At 66.6% G+C, this 18,375-nt stretch carries 14 protein-coding genes; 10 read left to right on the top strand and 4 right to left on the bottom strand.

The genetic code is table 11. The features are described 5' to 3' along the window. Positions 1-139 precede the first annotated feature (139 nt). On the top strand, positions 140-1,996 hold the full coding sequence (locus ACZ5TV_RS14775) for a bacterio-opsin activator domain-containing protein (RefSeq protein WP_379781389.1): 1,857 nt from the start codon (positions 140-142) through the stop codon (positions 1,994-1,996). On the opposite strand, the gene tnpC is transcribed toward ACZ5TV_RS14775, so the two are convergent. Next, the gene (tnpC, locus tag ACZ5TV_RS14770) at positions 1,963-3,420 is read right to left on the bottom strand and encodes an IS66 family transposase (RefSeq protein WP_464383947.1); all 1,458 of its coding nucleotides are present in this window, start codon (positions 3,418-3,420) and stop codon (positions 1,963-1,965) included. The genes ACZ5TV_RS14775 and tnpC overlap by 34 nt on opposite strands. A 284-nt stretch (positions 3,421-3,704) precedes the next feature. On the opposite strand from tnpC, the gene acs reads away from it, so the two are divergent. From acs to ACZ5TV_RS14740, 6 genes are all read left to right on the top strand, one after another. Further along, positions 3,705-5,696 (top strand): acetate--CoA ligase, encoded by a 1,992-nt coding sequence (gene acs, locus ACZ5TV_RS14765; protein ID WP_379781273.1) that lies wholly within the window; start codon positions 3,705-3,707, stop codon positions 5,694-5,696. Between the two features lie 120 nt (positions 5,697-5,816). Further along, a complete protein-coding gene (locus ACZ5TV_RS14760; protein WP_379781264.1) occupies positions 5,817-6,284 on the top strand; it encodes a DUF4212 domain-containing protein in 468 nt (155 codons plus the stop codon). A gap of 17 nt (positions 6,285-6,301) precedes the next feature. Beyond that, the gene (locus ACZ5TV_RS14755; protein WP_379781275.1) at positions 6,302-7,984 is read left to right on the top strand and encodes a VC_2705 family sodium/solute symporter; all 1,683 of its coding nucleotides are present in this window, start codon (positions 6,302-6,304) and stop codon (positions 7,982-7,984) included. Between the two features lie 2 nt (positions 7,985-7,986). After that, positions 7,987-8,448 (top strand): universal stress protein, encoded by a 462-nt coding sequence (locus ACZ5TV_RS14750; RefSeq protein ID WP_379781266.1) that lies wholly within the window; start codon positions 7,987-7,989, stop codon positions 8,446-8,448. 69 nt (positions 8,449-8,517) lie between these two features. Then, a complete protein-coding gene (locus tag ACZ5TV_RS14745) occupies positions 8,518-8,778 on the top strand; it encodes a hypothetical protein (protein ID WP_379781269.1) in 261 nt (86 codons plus the stop codon). Between the two features lie 168 nt (positions 8,779-8,946). After that, positions 8,947-10,128: an alcohol dehydrogenase catalytic domain-containing protein gene (locus tag ACZ5TV_RS14740; protein ID WP_379781277.1), complete on the top strand. Its 1,182-nt coding sequence runs from the start codon at positions 8,947-8,949 to the stop codon at positions 10,126-10,128. A 145-nt stretch (positions 10,129-10,273) separates the two neighbouring features. Here ACZ5TV_RS14740 and ACZ5TV_RS14735 read toward each other — a convergent pair whose 3' ends face one another. Together ACZ5TV_RS14735 and ACZ5TV_RS14730 are read right to left on the bottom strand one after the other, a co-directional pair. Next, positions 10,274-11,734, bottom strand: a complete 1,461-nt coding sequence (locus tag ACZ5TV_RS14735; RefSeq protein ID WP_464384350.1) for an MATE family efflux transporter — start codon at positions 11,732-11,734, stop codon at positions 10,274-10,276. Between the two features lie 171 nt (positions 11,735-11,905). Beyond that, a complete protein-coding gene (locus tag ACZ5TV_RS14730; RefSeq protein ID WP_379780061.1) occupies positions 11,906-12,562 on the bottom strand; it encodes an NAD-dependent epimerase/dehydratase family protein in 657 nt (218 codons plus the stop codon). Between the two features lie 151 nt (positions 12,563-12,713). On the opposite strand from ACZ5TV_RS14730, the gene ACZ5TV_RS14725 reads away from it, so the two are divergent. Next, positions 12,714-14,231 (top strand): M20/M25/M40 family metallo-hydrolase, encoded by a 1,518-nt coding sequence (locus tag ACZ5TV_RS14725; protein ID WP_379780064.1) that lies wholly within the window; start codon positions 12,714-12,716, stop codon positions 14,229-14,231. 56 nt (positions 14,232-14,287) lie between these two features. Here ACZ5TV_RS14725 and ACZ5TV_RS14720 read toward each other — a convergent pair whose 3' ends face one another. Further along, positions 14,288-17,056, bottom strand: coding sequence for a heavy metal translocating P-type ATPase (locus ACZ5TV_RS14720; RefSeq protein ID WP_379780066.1), 2,769 nt, complete (start codon positions 17,054-17,056; stop codon positions 14,288-14,290). Between the two features lie 313 nt (positions 17,057-17,369). Here ACZ5TV_RS14720 and ACZ5TV_RS14715 point away from each other — a divergent pair, with 313 nt between their 5' ends. Together ACZ5TV_RS14715 and ACZ5TV_RS14710 are read left to right on the top strand one after the other, a co-directional pair. Next, positions 17,370-17,564 (top strand): cold-shock protein, encoded by a 195-nt coding sequence (locus ACZ5TV_RS14715; protein WP_095635894.1) that lies wholly within the window; start codon positions 17,370-17,372, stop codon positions 17,562-17,564. 173 nt (positions 17,565-17,737) lie between these two features. Further along, on the top strand, positions 17,738-18,361 hold the full coding sequence (locus tag ACZ5TV_RS14710) for a hypothetical protein (RefSeq protein WP_379780068.1): 624 nt from the start codon (positions 17,738-17,740) through the stop codon (positions 18,359-18,361). Positions 18,362-18,375: the final 14 nt, after the last annotated feature.

The following is an 18,375-nucleotide window of genomic DNA, read 5'->3' as shown; positions in this document are numbered from 1 at the left end:
TGATGTTTCGGCTTATTCAACGGAGGCGAAACGTCATCTGACGGTTATTCCGCGATACGCCCGCGGAGTACCTCGACTAGCTCGGACGAGCGCAGCACACGAAGGTTTTTGTTTCGCCAATCAATTGAAATACGAAACGATGGGTGGGGAGATCCCGCGTGGGGCACACGAGGCGCTCGCCACGGCAGCCGAGACGTATCCCGCCGCGCTCGCCGTCAGACTGGCTGGCGAGGCCGGGCTCCGGAGCGCGGAGATCCCTCGTGTCCGTCCCTGTGACCTCCGGGCGGCGGAAACGGCCCCGGGAACGGGTGTCCTGTCGGTTCCGACCGCTGACGACGGGGCGGGGATCGGCCGGGAAACGTTCGTTCCGCAGTCGCTGTTCGCCGAGCTCAAACGATACGCCGAGAGTACCGAGCTGATCGCCGACGAGCCGTTCGTCGACCTCTCGACGCGACGCGTTCAGATGCTCGTGAGCGAGACGGCCGAGCGCGCGGCGTCGCTCGCCGACGACCCCGCGCTCGCGTCGATCACGCCTCGGGACCTCCGGCAAGGGTTCGCTCGGCGGCTTCTCGAACGTGGGATCGATCCCCACGTCGTCCGTGAAGCCGGTGGGTGGGCGACGATGGACGCGCTCGACGCGTACCTCGACCCGCTCGACGGAGAGGCGATCGTGGCGGCGGTCGCCCCGGCTGTCGACGAGGACGGGTCGGTGACGGTCACCGCCGACGGCTCTCATCCCCCGACACATCGGGACGACGGCCGGGACTGGCTGCTCGATGCGTTCGCGGCGATCCCGACGGCGACCGATCGTGACGCGCTTTTCGAGAGCGTCGTCGACCGTCTGACGGACGGGGCGCGCTGGCGATGCGCGTGGGTGGTTCGCGGCGTCGCCGCCCGTGACGGCGTCGACACCGACATCGCGGCCGTCGACGAGCGTGACGGCGACGATCGGCTGGAGACGTGGAACGGGTCGCTGCCGCCGGTCGCAGGGGACGCCGTGTCGCCGTGGGACCGCGCGATCGATGGGGGCGAACCGGTGACCGGCTTGCTCGACGACGGTGAGCTGATATCGAACCCCGCTGCCGACGATCCTGCCGACACGGCGGAGGGAGACGGTGATCGCGGCGCTAGAACGCTGCTCGCGGTCCCGATCGGACACGGAGACGCGACGTACGGGGCGTTGTGTCTCCTAAGCGACAGGGAGATCGGAGAGACGGAACTGACGGCGGCCACGGTGATCGGGCGGTGTCTCGGGTGGGGAGTCACTGCCGGGCGGTGGCGGGACCTTCTCCACTCGGACGCGGTCACCGAAGTCGAGTTCCACACGAGCGCCGAGGACGCGTTCCTCGCGGGCACGAGCACGGCGCTCGGCTGCCGTATCGATCTGGCGTCGGCGGTGACGGTCTCCGAAGCGGCCTCGCGGTGTTACCTCGATGTCGACGGCGCGGGGCCACAGGCGGTCGCCGACGCGGTCGCGGCGGTCGACGGCGTCTCGCAGATCCGGGTGATCGAAACCCACGAAGACGGCTGTACGGTCTCCGTCCGCGTGTCGGGCGGCTCGCTCGTCCGGGCGCTGACGGAACACGGAGCGACCGTCCGGGACGCGACCGCGACCGAGGGGGACGTTCGCGTCGTCGCCGACCTCCCCGACGGGACGGACGTCAGACCGATCGCGGACGGGTTGCGGACGACGTACCCCGATGTCAGGCTGGCGAGCAAGGAGTCGATCACGCGGTCGTCGCTCTCCGACTCGACGCTGCGTGATGGGGTCACCGACCGACTCACCGACCGCCAGTGGGCGACGCTGTCGGCGGCGTACCACAGCGGCTACTTCGACTGGCCCCGCGGGAGCACCGCCGAAGAGGTCGCCGACGCGATGGACGTTTCCTCGCCAACGTTTCACAACCACCTTCGGAAGGCCCAGCGGGCGCTGCTCGACACGCTCTTCGAGGCCGTACGTGTTTACCCCGAGGTCTCGACAGCCGGCACAGCGTGAGCCCGTGAGATAATCTTATTGTTGCTGACGACTCGACGAAGCTCTTCGTATGGATTGCGTCCCTGCTGGCGCCACGTCGCCAGCAGGGACAAGATCGTCTCGTGAACGAACATTCCTCGGTCATTACGGAGCGTTCCGATGATTTTCCGGAGAACCACTGGCTCACGAAGTGCGTTCTCTGCGGCATTGTTCGTCGGAGAGACCGCTGGCTCACCGACGAAGGTGAGCCAGTGGTCGAGACCTCCTTCGATCTTCCCGAGCAGTGTTGCCACTGGTCCGTCGGGTACTGACCGTTCAATCAGCGATTCAAGCTCTCTTCGCGCCACACGCTGGAGGTCTGCTCTCTCACGAGGGCTTGGGTCGCTCTCCAGCCGGGCCTGGAGAGCGACGTACACCTGTCTGAGAGCGTGGTAGATCGGTTCACCTTCTGCCTGCTTTTCGGCGGCGTCTTCAGCCTCTCGAAGAATGTGCGCCCAACACCGCTGGAGGTTGCTGCTGAAAGCTGGGTACGCCGTCCACCCGTCACAGATGACCGTTCCCGCGAAGTCCTCACCGAGGACTTCCGCGGGAACATCACTCCCACGACTCTCTCTCACCGCGTATAACGTATGCTGAGCGGTCTTGAACGTCCAGATCCATGCCTGCTCACCGTCACGTTTGATGCCTGTTTCGTCGATATGAACCACGTCGGCATCTCGGATCTCTTGACGGATCTGCTCGTACTCACAGCGACCGGCGCGCGCAGCGCGCTCGGTCGCGTGCCACGCAGATGCACCCGAGAGTTTGAGTCCATGCAGCTGCTCGAAGCGGTCAGCGATCTTCCGGTAGGGAAGGCGGTGATCGTACCGTGACAGAGCTGATTGAGCGATGACGTTCACCCCGAACTGCCCCTCATCGGGGCAGTCGGGGTGAGCCGCAACTGTCTCTGTTCCACAGGAATCGCACTGGTAGTAGTGGCGGTTGTACCGAGTGATTTCTGGGGGCTGCGGATCAGGGATCTCCTCGACGAGTCGGGGGCTGACGCCCACCGACTCGTCGAAGTGGTCGCCACACTCAGGACAACAGTCACAGGTGACTTCGATTTCTTCGTCGGGATCAGCTGTAGAACGCCACTCCGGATCGTGACCGTCCTTCCGACCGGGAGTGCCGCCGTCAGTTCGGACATCGTCATCTTCGTCATCCTGCGAGGTCGGGGACTCGTCGGTCCCCGACCGTCGCTTGCTGGGTGGAGTGTGTGGATTTTCGTACTTTCGGAGGCGTGTTTCGAGTTCTTCGATCCGCTCTTGCTGCTGCTCTATTCGTTCGTTCTGTTCCTCGATCCGCTCATTTTTCTGGTTGAGCTTTTCTTCCAACTCGTTGATTCGCTCCTCCATCTGGAGAAACCGCGAGAGAAGTTCATCCTTGGTGAGATCGTCCCAGCTCATCGATCCCACCTCGGAACGGCGACAGCAGGGCCAACGGGATGGTCTCCGCTGCTCGGAGACCATCCCTGAGAAGGCATTCCCGATTCCTGCTGACGGACCATGTGTCCCCCGCGTGTCTCTATCTACGAGACAGTGACGAAATCAGCCCGGGCTAAACACGTACTCGAGGCCGAACTGCGGACGACCCGGTCGTAGAACCCTACGGATCGAAGCGGATCCTTCATGGTTTTTCGTATTTAGGGTGGTTGTTTATGTGGGGGTGTTCGCTGTGTATGACCGTACACATGACAGCCGAAGACGGTCAACTGGAAGCGAGACTCGCGGAGGGGGAGGTGTTCGAGCCGTCCGACTCGTTCGTATCGGGCGCGAACGTCACCGATCCCGACGTGTACGAGGAGTTCGAGGAGAACTGGCCCGAGTGTTGGGAGGCCGCGGCCGAGCTCCTCGACTGGGAGACCGACTACGACCAAGTGCTCGACGACTCGAACCCGCCATTTTTCGAGTGGTTCACCGATGGGGAGCTGAACGCCTCCGCGAACTGTCTGGACCGTCACCTCGAGGACCGCGGCGACGAGGTCGCCATCGAGTGGGTGGGCGAGCCGGTCGACGAGGCGAACCGGACGTACACCTACGAGCAGCTCCATCGCGAAGTGAACGAGTTCGCGGCCGCGCTGCGCGCACAGGGCGTCGAGGAGGACGATGTCGTCACCATGTACATGCCGATGATCCCGGAGCTGCCGGTGGCGATGTTGGCCTGTGCCCGGATCGGCGCGCCCCATAGCGTCGTGTTCGCCGGCTTCTCCGCGGACGCGCTCGCGACGCGGATGAACGCGGCGGACTCCGAGTACCTCGTCACCTGTGACGGCTACTACCGCCGCGGCGACCCGCTCGACCACCTCGACAAGGCGAACGAGGGACTCGCGGGCGTCGAGGGGGAGACGACGACGGTCGTCGTCGACCGCCTCGGTCCCAACGACGACGACTTCGGTCACGACCTCGGGGACGACCAGCTCGATTACGACACGCTGGTCGAGGAACACGCCGGCGCGGACGTCGACCCGGTCACTCGCGACGCGGAGGACATGCTGTTCCTGATGTACACCTCCGGCACGACGGGGAAGCCGAAGGGCGTGAAACACACGACGGGCGGCTACCTCTCGTGGGTGTCGTGGACCTCACAGGCGGTCCTCGACATCAAGCCGGAAGACACGTACTTCTGTTCGGCCGACATCGGCTGGATAACCGGCCACTCGTACATCGTCTACGGCCCGCTCGCGCTCGGCACGACCACGATGATGTACGAGGGGACGCCGGACCATCCCGAACAGGACCGGCTGTGGGAGATCGTCGACGAGTACGACGCGACCCAGCTGTACACGGCCCCGACCGCGATCCGGGCGTTCATGAAGTGGGGCACGGAGTTCCCCGACCGGCACGACCTCTCCTCGCTGCGGCTGCTCGGGACGGTCGGCGAGCCGATCAATCCGCGCGCGTGGAAGTGGTACTACACACACATCGGCGACGAGGAGTGTCCCGTCGTCGACACGTGGTGGCAGACGGAGACCGGCGGAATGATGATCACCACGCTCCCTGGACTCAAGGACATGAAACCCGGGGCGGCCGGCCCGCCGCTGCCCGGCGTCGACGTCCGGATCGTCGACACGATGGGCGAGGAGGTCGAGCCCGGACAGGCCGGCTATCTCACGGTCAACAAGCCGTGGCCCGGTATGCTCCGCACGCTGTACCGCAACGACGAGCGGTTCATCAACGAGTACTGGGCGGAGTACTCCGACACGGACAGCGACGATCCCGACGACTGGGTGTACTTCCCGGAGGACGGCGCGAAGATCGACGAGGACGGCTACATCACCGTGCTCGGACGGGTCGACGACGTGATCAACGTTTCCGGCCATCGACTCGGAACCATGGAGATCGAGTCGGCCATCGTCGGCGTCGAGGGAGTCGCCGAGGCGGCGGTCGTGGGCGGGAACCACGACATCAAAGGCGAGGCCGTGTACGCGTACGTCATCACCGAGGACGGCTACGAGGGGGACGACGACCTGCGTGAGCGGATCATCGCCGGCGTCGAGGACGCGATCGGACCGATCGCGCGGCCGGAACAAGTCGTGTTCACACCCGACCTCCCGAAGACTCGGTCCGGGAAGATCATGCGCCGACTCTTGGAGAACATCGCGGACGGCGAGGAGATCGGGAACACCAGCACGCTTCGGAACCCCGAGATCGTCGACGATATCCAGAAGCAGGTAGGTAACTGACCGGCGGGCCAGGGACACTCCAGTCGGCGGTCCCGATTTCATCCCGTCCGATCGAAACGTTCCGTTACGAGACGAGTCGAAACCACTCGAATCGACACGAGATCAGCCAACACACGATCCATGACAGACAACAACTCACAGTCGGCTTCCGTGGGAAGCCACCACGAGGACGACGAGCGCCTCCGGACCGACGGCGGTGCCAGCGACGTGCAACGAGAACAGGAGATGGACTACCTCGAAGTGGAGATCAACCTCTTGAATCCGGCGACGCCGTTTATGAAGGACCACCTTCGGGTGATCTGGATCGGCTTCGCCGTCTGGGTTGTCACCACGTTCGGGCCGATCACGGCGACCCGAATCGCGCCCGACCTGATGACGACCGCGATGCCGGTGATCGGGTTCCCGTTCCACTACTTCTCGATCGCTATCGGCGGTCCGACGGCCGCCCTGCTGCTTTCGGTGTGGTACGCGAAAAAGCGGGACGCGATCGACGAGAAGTACGGGATCGAGCAGGTCGACAACGAGGCGCGGGCCGCAGGTGGCGACACGGACGCCGCGGCGGCCGCTGACGGGGGTGTCGAGGAGTGACTCCCACGGCCGTCCTCATGCAGGCCGACGAACTGCTTCCGGAGGGACTCGACATCGGATTCAAGCTCGTTCCAGGTGTCATCGTCGTCTCAATGATGGCGCTGTTCCTCGCGGTCGGGTTCGCGTTCAAGGTCGCCGACACCGACGACATGTGGGTCGCCGGACGCTCGATCGGGAACATCGAGAACGGGATGGCGATCGGTGCGAACTGGATGTCCGCAGCGTCGTACCTCGGGATGGCGGCCCTCATCGCTCTTTCCGGCGTGTACGGGCTCGCGTACGTCGTCGGCTGGACGACGGGGTACTTCGTGCTGCTCATCTTCATGGCCGCGCAGATGCGGCGGTTCGGGAAGTACACCGCGCCCGACTTCGTGGGCGACCGGTTCAACTCCGACACCGCCCGCGCGCTCGCGGCGATCACGACGTTCCTTATCGGGTTCGTCTACGCGCTCGGACAGGCGCGCGGCATGGGCCTCGTCGGGATGTACGTCCTCGGCGATATCAACAACGTGATCGCCCTGCCGGGACTCAGCGCCTACCAGGCGATGATGGTGCTGTTCATGCTCGTCACCATCGCGTACCTCACCCTCTCAGGGATGCTCGGTGCGACGAAGAACATGGCGCTCCAGTACGTCATCCTCATCGGCGCGTTCCTCATCGGCCTGCTGGCCACGGGATGGTCGGCCGGGTACTCGACGATCCTCCCGCAGATCGAGTACGGGATGTTGATAAGCGAGCTGAGCACCGAGTTCTCCGCACCGTTCGCCGGCGGCAGCTACTACCTCTGGATCGCGACCTGTTTCAGCCTCGCGTTCGGCACCTGTGGGCTGCCACACGTGCTCGTCCGGTTCTACACCGTCGAGAACGAGCGGACCGCCCGGTGGTCCTGCACCTGGGGGTTGTTCTTCATCGCCGTGCTGTACCTCTCCGCGCCCGCGTTCGCGGCGTTCGGGACCGACCTGTACACCAACTCGCCGTTCGGCCCGACGTACGGTGATCCAGGTATGAGCGAGGCCGCAGCCGACGTCATCGTCGTGCTCGCCGCCCAGCTCGCGAACCTCCCGACGTGGCTGGTCGGGTTCGTTGCCGCGGGCGGCATCGCGGCCGCCGTCGCGACGACGGCGGGGCTGTTCATCGCCGCCTCGTCGGCGATCTCCCACGACATCTACGCGAACATCATCAACGAGGACGCGACCCAGCGCCAGCAGGTGCTCGTCGGTCGGCTGAGCATCGTCGGGATCGGACTCTTGACGATCCTGTTCGCACTCAACCCGCAGGCACCGATCGCCGCGCTCGTCTCCTTCGCGTTCTCGCTGGCCGCGATCGTGTTGTTCCCGATGTTCTTCCTCGGGCTCTGGTGGGAGAACACGAACCGTCCGGGCGCGCTCGCCGGCATGACGAGCGGGATCGTCATTTGGTTCATCCCCATGTTCAACGAGGGCCAATTCGGGCTGGTCAACGGGGGGGCGGGTCTGGGGATCGGGTTCCTCGAGACGTGGATGCCCGCGGTTGGGTCCGGACTGATCGGCGTGCCGCTCGTGTTCGCGATCACGATCTTCGTCTCGTACGTCACCGACGAGCCGCCGCTGCGGACCAAGCGGATGGTCCGCCAGTGTCACAGCCCTGAACCGATGCCGAAGGACAAGACGGCCGCACAGGTCGTTTCCGAGAAGATCGACGACGCACCCGCGGACGACTGATCATGTACGACAAGATACTCGTTCCGACCGACGGCAGCGACGTGGCGAACAACGCGGTCCACCACGCGATCGATCTGGCCGAAAAGTACGGCGCGGAAGTGCATGCCCTGTTCGTGGCCGATACGGACATGGTCGCGTACAGTCTCGGGACCGAGCAAGTAGACCGGATCCGTCAGGGGAAGTTCGGCGAGATGACCGAACTCGCCGAGGACGCCGCGGAAGCGACCGATTTCGTCCGAGATCGGGCCGAGGAAGCGGGACTCGAGTTCGTCGAACGACACGCGGGCGGTCAGCCCCACGACGTGATCGCCAACTACGCACGGAACAACGACATCGACCTCATCGTGATGGGGAGCCACGGTCGCTCCGGCGTCCGTCGCGCGTTGCTGGGCAGCGTCACGGAGCGCACCCTCCGGTCGACACACGTCCCGGTGTTCGTCGTCGACTACGTCGAGGGGCGGTAGCGAGCCCCTCACCTCGAACACCCGAACCGATCCCGAAAGACCGACCCTGTCTCGCCCCGAGACACGCTCATGACCGACACGAACACACCGGAGGCGGACGATCCCGACCCGAGCATCGCGGATCGCCTCCGCTCGCACGTCTCCGAGAACCGCACTGGTATGTTTCACGACCTCGTGTTCGCGCTCGCGTGGGTGACGCTCGTCTCGCTGCTGTTCGATTTCGTCTTCGTCGACGCGCCGACCTGGGCGTACTACATGTTCATGCTGACTGGGATCCCTGCGTACTTCGGGTTCTTCATCTCCCTTGAGATCGCGAAAGAAAACCGCTGAGCGAGGACGGTGACGGTTCATCGGAACTCGGGTTTGTTCGTCCCCTCGACACGGGTTTGTTCGTCCCCTCGACACGGGTCCGTCCGATCCGTCTCGCCGTGCTCCCCGAACGCATCGGGTCGTTTCGGAGGGCATACCTCTTTCATGCGACCGGTCGAATCGACGGACATGCACGCCGCAGTGCTTCGGGAGCACGGGGAACCGCTGACCCTTCGGGACGTGCCGGACCCCGATCCGGATCGGGACGGCGTCGTCGTTCGCGTCGAGGCCTGTGGGGTCTGTCGGAGCGACTGGCACGCGTGGAAGGGCCACGGCGAATGGGCGGACGATAGGGTCCCTCGGGGACAGATCCTCGGCCACGAACCCGCGGGGGAGGTCGTCGCCGTCGGCGAAGCCGTCGAACGGTTCGCGCCCGGCGATCGCGTCGTCGTTCCCTTCTCGCTCGGCGATGGAACCTGTGAGTACTGTCGGCAAGGATACGGGAACGTGTGTTCGGACGGCCGGGCGCTCGGGTTCGAATCCGATACCCCCGGCGCGTTCGCGGAACGGGTCGCCGTCCCGAACGCCGACTACAATCTCGTCGAACGACCGTCATGGCTCTCCGCACGCGACGCGGCGGCGCTCGGCTGTCGATACATGACCGCGTATCACGCGCTCGCCGAGCGTGCCGAACTGGCCGCGGGCGAGAGTCTCGCGGTCCACGGGTGTGGTGGTGTCGGGCTCTCCGCGGTCCAGATCGGACGTGCGCTCGGGGCCCATGTCGTCGCAGTCGACATCGACGACGACGCGCTGGACCGGGCCGCCGCGCTCGGTGCCGACGAGCTCGTTTCCCCACATTCGGCCGACGACGGCGATTCTATCAGCGACGGCACTGACGACGCTAACGACGCCGACGCTAACGACGCCGACGCCAACGACGCCGACGCCAACGACGCCGACGCCAACGCCAACGACGTCGACGCGTCAGTTCCCAACCGGATCCGCGAACTCACGGATGGCGGCGTCGACATCTCCGTCGATGCGCTCGGAATCGCCGAGACGTGTCGGAACTCGGTGCGCTCGGTCCGTCCACGGGGCACGCACGTCCAGATCGGCCTGACGACGGACGCCGAACGCGGCGAGGTCTCGTTGCCGACGGACCGGATGACGCGCTGGGAGGTGTCGTTCGTCGGCTCGCGCGGGATGCCGCCGAGTAACTACGACGCCCTCTTCGATCTCATCGAGGCGACCGGGATCGACCCGGGAGACCTCGTCAGCCGCGAGCTGGCCCTCTCGGAGGTTTCGGACCGCCTCGCGGCCATGGACGGGTACGGCGTCGACGGGATCGAAGTCGTCACCGAGTTCGACTGAACGCGACACCGCTCGTTCACTTATAAACATCCGATCGCACGTGTTGCGATACCGACGCCCGAAATCCACCCTCGAACTGCCACTGACCGAAAACGGGACAGAGCGTCTCTCCTCCTGAGGGTTTAAATAGGTCACCGCGGCGTGCTCAGTCGTCCGTCGTGCCCGCGACGGACCCCTTCTCCGCCGCTTCCTCGTCGTCCTCGATCACGCCCTCTCGCCACGTCCCCCTGAGGAACCACGCAACGCCGACGACGAACGAGGCGACTGCGGCGGCCGCGTACGCCCACCAGAGCCCCGCGACGCCCCAGTCGAGTCCGGTGTACCCCAGCGCTATCTCCGGGACCGCGATCGGACCGACTTCGACCCCGCCGAACGTGACGCTCACCGCCCCGAACGCCAGCAGCGCGGCCAGCGGGATCCTGAACACCCATCGCGAGAGCATCGAGAGCACCATCGCGATCCCGGTGTTCCCCGCGCCGCGGAACCCGCCCTGGATCACCATGAGCCCGCCGAAGAACGCCCAGGAGAGTGCGACGATCCGGAGGAAGACGACACCCTCGGCGATCGTCTCGGGGTCGTCGACGAAGACGCCCATGGCGGCCGCGGGGAACAGCCAAACCAACCCGCCAGCGACGGCAAGGAGGAGCATCGTTCCCGCGGTGGCGGCACGGGTGACTGCCGCCGCACGATCGGGAGCGTTCGCGCCGAGGTTCTGTCCGACGCCCGTCGCCGTCGCCTGCCCGACCGCGCCCGCGACCGACCACGAGACGGACATCAGTCGAACGCCGATCCCGTACGCCGCGGTCGCGGCCGGCCCGAAGCGCGCGACGAGCGCGGCCATCGCGACCGCCGCGAACGACCGCGCCCACCCGTCGAGCGTCGCGGGGTAGCCGACGTCTATCAGCTTCCGTAACAGCATCGGGTTCGGCTTCAGATCACGGACGTACAGCTTCACACCCCAGTCACCCTTGAGCAGGATCCAGATCCCGATCGCGGTGGCGAACAGCCGGGCCAAAAGCGTCGCGACCGCGGCCCCCTGCGTCCCGAGCGCGGGGAAGGGCCCCCAGCCGAGGATGAAGAAGGGATCGATGACGATGTTGATCCCCGCCGAGATCGCCACCAGCCACATCGCGGTTTTCGTGTCGCCGGCTCCCTGTAGTGAAGACCGGAACGCGAAAAAGAGGAAGGTGAGCGGGAGGGTCAAGAAGATCACCTCGATGTACGCGAGCGCCTCGACGAACACCGCGTCGCGCGCGCCGATCCAGTACAACAGCCAGTGACGGGTCGCGAACCCGACGAGCGCGAGGACGACGGACACGACCGTCGCGAGCAACACGGTCTGGGCGACGACCTCGTCGGCACGGCGGTCATCGCCGGCACCGACGTACTGCGAGACGAGGGCGATCGTCGCCGCCGTGAGTCCCATCGCGGTCGAGACGAACAGCCACGACAGCGGGAACATGAGCGAGACGGCCGCGACCGCCTCCGTGCTCACCCGGCCGACCCAGAACATGTCCGCGAGGTTGTACAGCGTCTGGAGCAGGTTTCCGAGGACGAGCGGCCACGCGAGGCTGAACAGCCTCGGCGGTATCGCCCCCGTCGTCATGTCGACCCGCGCGTCGTCGTTGCCCACGGTCGGCTCCGTCAGCGTTGTAGGGTGGGACCCCCCTAACGCTTCGGGAGGCGGCGGCACGGGTTGGGAAGGAAGCGGCGAACGGAACGTGGGTGCGGGAGCTGCGACTGCCGAACGGGTCCCGACCACCGGCGAGGTCCGCTGCTACCGCCCCAGCGTCCGGATGTCGTCGACGTCGAGCAGCGACTCCCCGGGATCGAGCGCGGTCCGATACGCGGCCCGCGCGACCGTGTCGACGTGGAGTGGACGCGATTCGCCCAACCGGTCGGCCAGCGGGTCGACGGAGGCGATGAACCGTAACAGCGTGTTCACGGGCGTTGGGAAATGCGGCTGTTCGGGGCCGTACACCGGGCCGGGCCGGATCGTCACGTTGTCGACGTCGAGGTCGGCGATCGCGGTTTCCGCCCGGCGTTTCGCTGTCAGGTACGCGTTCCGGACGCCGGGCGGCTTCACCGAGGAGGAGCAGAAGACGAACGTGTCGACGCTCGCCCGCTCCGCCTCCAGCGCCGTGATGATCGCGCTGTCCCCGTTGACGCGCTCGAACGTCACCCCCGCGGTGGCCGACTCGGAGATGATCCCGACGGAGTGGACGACCGCGTCGACGCCGTCGAGCCGGCCGCGCCACGCGTCGGGTCGGAACAGGTCCGCGCTGGTCCACGAGACCTCGTCGGCCCACGGGGCGTCCGTCTCGGGACGCCCGCCCCGCGAAACGCTCCGGACCTCGTGGCCCTCGCGGACCGCGAGCCGGCAGATCGCCCGCCCGATGAACCCGCTACCGCCGACGACCAGGAGGGTATCCATGTGAACCGGTTCGAGCCGGGGTCACCTTGTCGTTTCGGTGAACGATCGGGTCGACTCCGCGTTCCCCGTCGGTCCGCGACACCGGGTCGCTTCGTCGTTCTGCTATGCCGCAACCACAAGGACGAGGAGGGTCGCCCGCGGCCTCGCGACCATGAGCCACGACCGCGCGATCAGCGACGTGATAGACGACCGGCTCGACGGGTACCGCGAGCGGCTGTTCGACCTGTTGGCCCAGCCGAGCGTCTCGACGACCGGGGAGGGGATGGACGCCGCCGCGGCTCTCGTGGTCGACACGGTCGAGGCTGCCGGGTTCCGGGCGACGCGGGTCGAAACGGACCGGCATCCGCTGGTGTACGCCGAGTTCGACCCCGCCGGGGCCGACGCTCGTGACGGGGCGGGACGGGAACCCGGAGCGGACGTGCCGACGGTACTGTTCTACGGCCATTACGACGTCCAGCCGCCCGGCGATCCCGACGAGTGGGACTCGCCCGCCTTCGAGCCGACCGTTCGCGACGGCGCGATATACGCCCGCGGTGCCGGCGACAACAAGGGACAGTTCATCGCACACGCGTTCGCCGTCGATGCCCTCCGCGCCGCGGACGCCGTGCCCGACGTCCGGGTGAAGCTCCTGATCGAGGGCGGGGAGGAGAGCGGGAGCGCCGGATTCCGGGCGTATCTCCGCGACGACCCGGACGTACTCGCCGATGTCGACCTCGTGTACGTCGCCGACGGCCCGCGACACGCGGTTGCCCGGCCCGTTCTCGACGGCGACGAAGCGAGTACGGGCGACTCCGGGGCGATGGGGGACAACTCCGGGACGACGGGGGACGACTCCGGGGCCGGCAGACGGGGCGTCCCGACGCTCATCTACGGTAACCGCGGCGTGCTCGCGTTCGAGGTCGAATGCCGAACGGCGAACACGGACCTCCACTCGGGCAACTTCGGGGGGCCGGTTCCGGCGGCGACGAACGAGCTCGTCGCGGGGCTCTCGTCGATGCGGGCCGATGGAACCGACGAGATCACCGTTGACGGCTTTCACGACGGGATCGAGGTAACCGACGGCGACCGCGAGCTGGTGGCCGCGATCCCCGACGATGGCGACGAGATCCGCGAGGAGCTCGGCCTCTCGCGGCTCGCCGGCGAGGTACCGTACTACGAGCAGCTGCTCACGCGCCCGACCATGACGATAAACGGGCTTTCCGGGGGATACCAAGGCGAGGGGATGAAAACGGTTCTGCCGAACGAGGCGTCCGCGAAGCTCGACTGTCGGTTGGTTCCGAACCAGGTCCCGGACGCGGTGTTCGAGGCGATCCGTGACCACCTGTTGGCAGTGAACCCGGAGTTGACGGTCACGAAGCGGAGCACGTTCCCGCCCGTGAAAACGCCGGTCGACGCCCCCGAAGCGACGGTCGTTGCGGACGCGCTCGAGTCCGTCTGGGGAGCGTCACCGATCGAGCTGCCGGTGCTCGGCGGGAGCCTTCCGGCCGCCTACTTCCGAACGTTGGACGCGCTCTCCGACGTCCCGATACTGGTCGTCCCGTACGCCAACCACGACCAAGGGAACCACTCGCCGAACGAGCATCTGGACCTGGACTGTTTCGAGAACGGGATCCGGACGACCGCGGCGGTCCTCCGGGGGCTCGAAGGCCCGACGGCGACGCGGGAGTGACGGCTCGAAGGCCCGACGGCGACGCGGGAGTGACGACCCTCGGCTGATCGCCGTTCTCACCCGAACAGCCGGTAGAACGGCCGTGCGAGCAGGAAGTGGTAATCAGAATCGGGAGTCCAGCGGCGGAACGCGAGACTGTTCGTCATCACCGACACCGAGGAGCCGGCCATCGCGAACCCGGCGAGCGCCGGGTTCAACAGCCCGAGCGACGCGACCGGGATCAGCGTCGCGTTGTATGCGAACGCCCAGAACAGGTTCTGTCGTACCTTCGTGATCGTCGCCTCCGAGATCCGGAGCGCCTTCAACACGTCCCGCGGGTCGTCACGCATCAGCGTCACGTCCGCGGACTCGATCGCCACGTCCGTCCCCGAGCCGATGGCGATCCCGACGTGCGCGGTCGTGAGCGCGGGCGCATCGTTGACGCCGTCGCCCACCATCACCGCGCGGCTTCCGTCCGCCTGGATCGCGTCGATCGCGTCCGCCTTGTCTTCGGGGAGGACCTCTGCGCGCACCCGGTCCGGATCGATCCCGACCTGCTCGGCCACGGCGCGGGCAGTCCGCTCGTTGTCCCCGGTGAGCATCGACACCCGAATACCTCGGTCGCGGAGCTCCTGGACGGTCTCGCGGGCGCTCTCGCGGACGGTGTCCGCGGTCGCGAGCACGCCGACCAGCTCGCCGTCGACGGCGACGAGCATCGCGGTCTTCCCCTCGCGTTCGAGCCGTTCCATCGTCGCCTCCGCGGACGCGAGGTCGATGCCGTGTTCCCGGAGCAGCGCCCGGTTTCCGACGAGCACCTCGCCGACGGGCATCGTCGCCTCGATCCCGTGGCCGGGGACGTTCTCGAACGCGTCGGGGTCCTCGATCGAGATTCCACGCTCACGGGCCCCCTCCACGATCGCTCGGCCGAGCGGGTGTTCGCTGCCGGACTCGGCGGCCGCGGCCGCCCGGAGGAGTCGCGCTTCGGCGTCCGTAACCGGTTCCGTGACGGGGTCGTCAGCCATCGGATCGTCGGCCGTCGGATCGTCGATCGCGGGGTCGTCGACCGCCGGGTCGTCATGGTCTCCGACGGCGACGCCGCCGTCGGGGGTCGCGTCCGGAGCCTCCGATCCCATCGTTCGATCGGGAACCGGCTCGCCGTCATCGAACGGGACCACGTCCGTCAGCGCCATCTCGCCGTGGGTGAGCGTGCCGGTCTTGTCGAACACGACGACGTCGACGTCGCGGACGCGCTCCAGGATATCACCGCCCTTGAACAGGACGCCGTTGGTCGCGGCGATGGTCGAACCGACCATCGTCGCCGCCGGGGTGGCCAACCCCAGCGCGCAGGGACACGCGATGAGCACCGCGGAGGCGAACACCACCATCGAGAACTCCAGGACGCTCACGCCGCCGGCGACCGGGCCGCCGCCGACCGGCGTCCACAGCGGGAGCCAGTTCACGAACGCGGCGAGCGTCTCGGGGAACAGCGCCCACACGGCCGCCCACAACAGCGCGTTGGCGATGACGACCGGAACGAACACGCCCGATACCCTGTCGACGAGTCGCTGGATGTCCGGCTGGCGCGACTGCGCCTCGCGAACCCGCTCGACGATCTGCTGGATCGCGGTGTCCTTCCCGACCTTCGTCGCCTCGACGACGAGCACGCCGTTCTCGTTGACGGTCGCGCCAACCACCTCGTCGCCCGGTCCCTTCTCGACCGGGACCGATTCGCCGGTGAGCATCGACTCGTCGACTGCGCTCTCGCCGTCGATCACGACGCCGTCGGTGGGAACCTTCTCCCCCGGTCGTATCTTCATCGTGTCGCCGACCCGGATCTCGTCGGCGGAAACCGTTCGCTCGGTGCCGTCGTCGTCGACGAGTGTGGCTTCGTCGGCGCTCATCCGGAGGAGCTCGCGGAGCGCGTCGCTCGCGCGGGCCTTCGAGCGCGCCTCCAACCAGTTGCCGACGGTGATGAACCAGAGGATGAACGCGACCGCCTCGAAGTAGAAGTCCCCGACGAGGGGGTAGCCGACGAGCGGGCCGAGGAGGACGGCCGTGCTGAACAGATAGCCGGCGGAGGTGCCGATCGCCACCAGCGTGTCCATGTTGACGTCGCGGGCGTTCGACCACGCGCGCCACGCACCGGCGAGGAACTCCTTTCCGAGCGTCCCCATCAGCACCGTCGCGACCGCGAACTCGATCCACCCCATCTCGACGCCGGCGAGCGACTCGGGGACCCCGTACAGCCCGAACATCCCGCCCATCAGGTACCAGAACGGAACGGTGAGGACGCCGCCGCCGATGACGAGGCGTCGCTGGCGGGCGAGCTCCCGTTCCGCCGCGCTTTGCCGGGCGTCGTCGCCCGTTCGGCCACCACCGGCGTGGTCGCCGGCACGCGTCCCGTCGGCCCCGTCACTTACACTCGCCTCCCGAACCGGATCGAAGCCGGCGTCGTCGATCGCGTCGTACACGGCAGCGAGGTCCGTGTCGACCGGGTTGTACTCCACCCGCGCCTCGTCGGTGGCGGCGTTGACGTCGACGTCGATGACGCCGTGGACCCCGCCGATCGCGTCCTCGTTGGTCGCGGCACAGGTCGAACAGGACATCCCGCCGATCCCGACCGTCGCGGTCTCGGAGACCGGGTCGTACCCCGCGTCACGCACGGCGTCGTACACCGCCGCGAGCGCGACGCGATCGGAGTCGTACTCCACGGTTCCCTCGTCGGTCGCGAAGTTGACCGACGCCGTCTCGACACCGTCGAGGGATTCGAGGGCTTCCGTGACCGTGCCCGAACAGGTCGAGCAGGACATCCCACCGATCTCGAGGTGTGCGGTGCGGGTGCTCATTATGTATGTTCTACGGGCCCCCTACTCATGCGGATTGTGGTTACGATACCTCTGCTTTTCACCCACTGGGACTTTCAAATCTGAAGCGTCGATCCGTCCAAACCTCGGTGCTACACGGTGGTCGACAGGGGCCCGAATACGACCGTCGTCTCGACGGGTTCGCCGGCAACACTCGGCGAGGGTTCGGGTTCACGTTCGATTTCTCGAATAATGACAGTAGAACGTGTGTAAGCACGATATTCGTGGCTTTCCGAAGCCACTCGTGGCCGTACACACAACACTTATGTCCCGGTTACGCGTTTGTGCAGGTGCGATGGCGACAGGCAAGGTCGACTTCTTCAACGACACTGGCGGTTACGGATTCATCGAGACTGACGACGCTGACGAGGACGTGTTCTTCCACATGGAAGACGTCGGCGGCCCGGACCTCGAGGAAGGCCAAGAGGTAGAGTTCGAGATCGAGGAAGCGGACAAGGGTCCGCGCGCGAAGAACCTCACTCGGCTGTAATCGGCGATCCCGACCGCACGAACAGTTCTCGAACCGTGTCCTGCGTATTATTGCCCGCGTAGCGACTGCCCAATCGATACCGGTGCGATCCGAGTGTCACACCCGCTCGAGCGGCTCCACCGATCGAAGCGGTCCATCGCCGCCGTTTTTTCCGTGCCGACCGATCGACCGGTATGACCGAGGATCCACCCGCTGAACGATCGGCCGACCGCTCGGCCGACCGCTCGGCCGACGCGCCGCCAGTCGATCAGCCGGCCGACCGCCCGGGCGATCCCGAATCCTTTGTCGCCGAGAACCTCGACCGCTACGCGTCGACACAGGGCGTCCTGCCCGAGCGCTTGGAGTCGATCGGCGAAACGTACCGCGAGCAGGGCTGCCTCTCCCGGGAGCAGCTGTACGACATCGCGTACGAGTCGTCGACGCGGAGCGCATACCACGTGCGAAACAACCCCGAAGAGCGGTGTCGGGAGGTGACGCGGAACGTTCTCACGGTCGAGGGAGACTTCTCGAAGATCCAGCTCATTGCCGGCCTGCGTGGGTTCAAAGCGCCGACCGCTTCGTGTGTGCTGGCCGCACTCGACGGCGACCGACACGCGGTCGTCGACACCCGCGTGTGGGCGTCGTTAGAGCGGATCGGGTACCTCGACGGCCGTAAAGAGTCGTTCGACGCCGCGGACTACGTCGCGATGATCGAGCCGATCCGCGCGCTCGCGGCGGAGACCGGATACCGCCCCGTTACGGTCGGCTACGCGCTGTTCGCCTACGACGCCCACGTGCGGGAAGGAACCCTCCATTGAGGGCAGGGCAGACG

It is taken from the genome of Halorubrum tibetense (genome assembly GCF_055396225.1).
The sequence above is the reverse complement of the archived record's forward strand: the minus strand, read 5'-3'. Positions and strand labels throughout refer to the sequence as shown.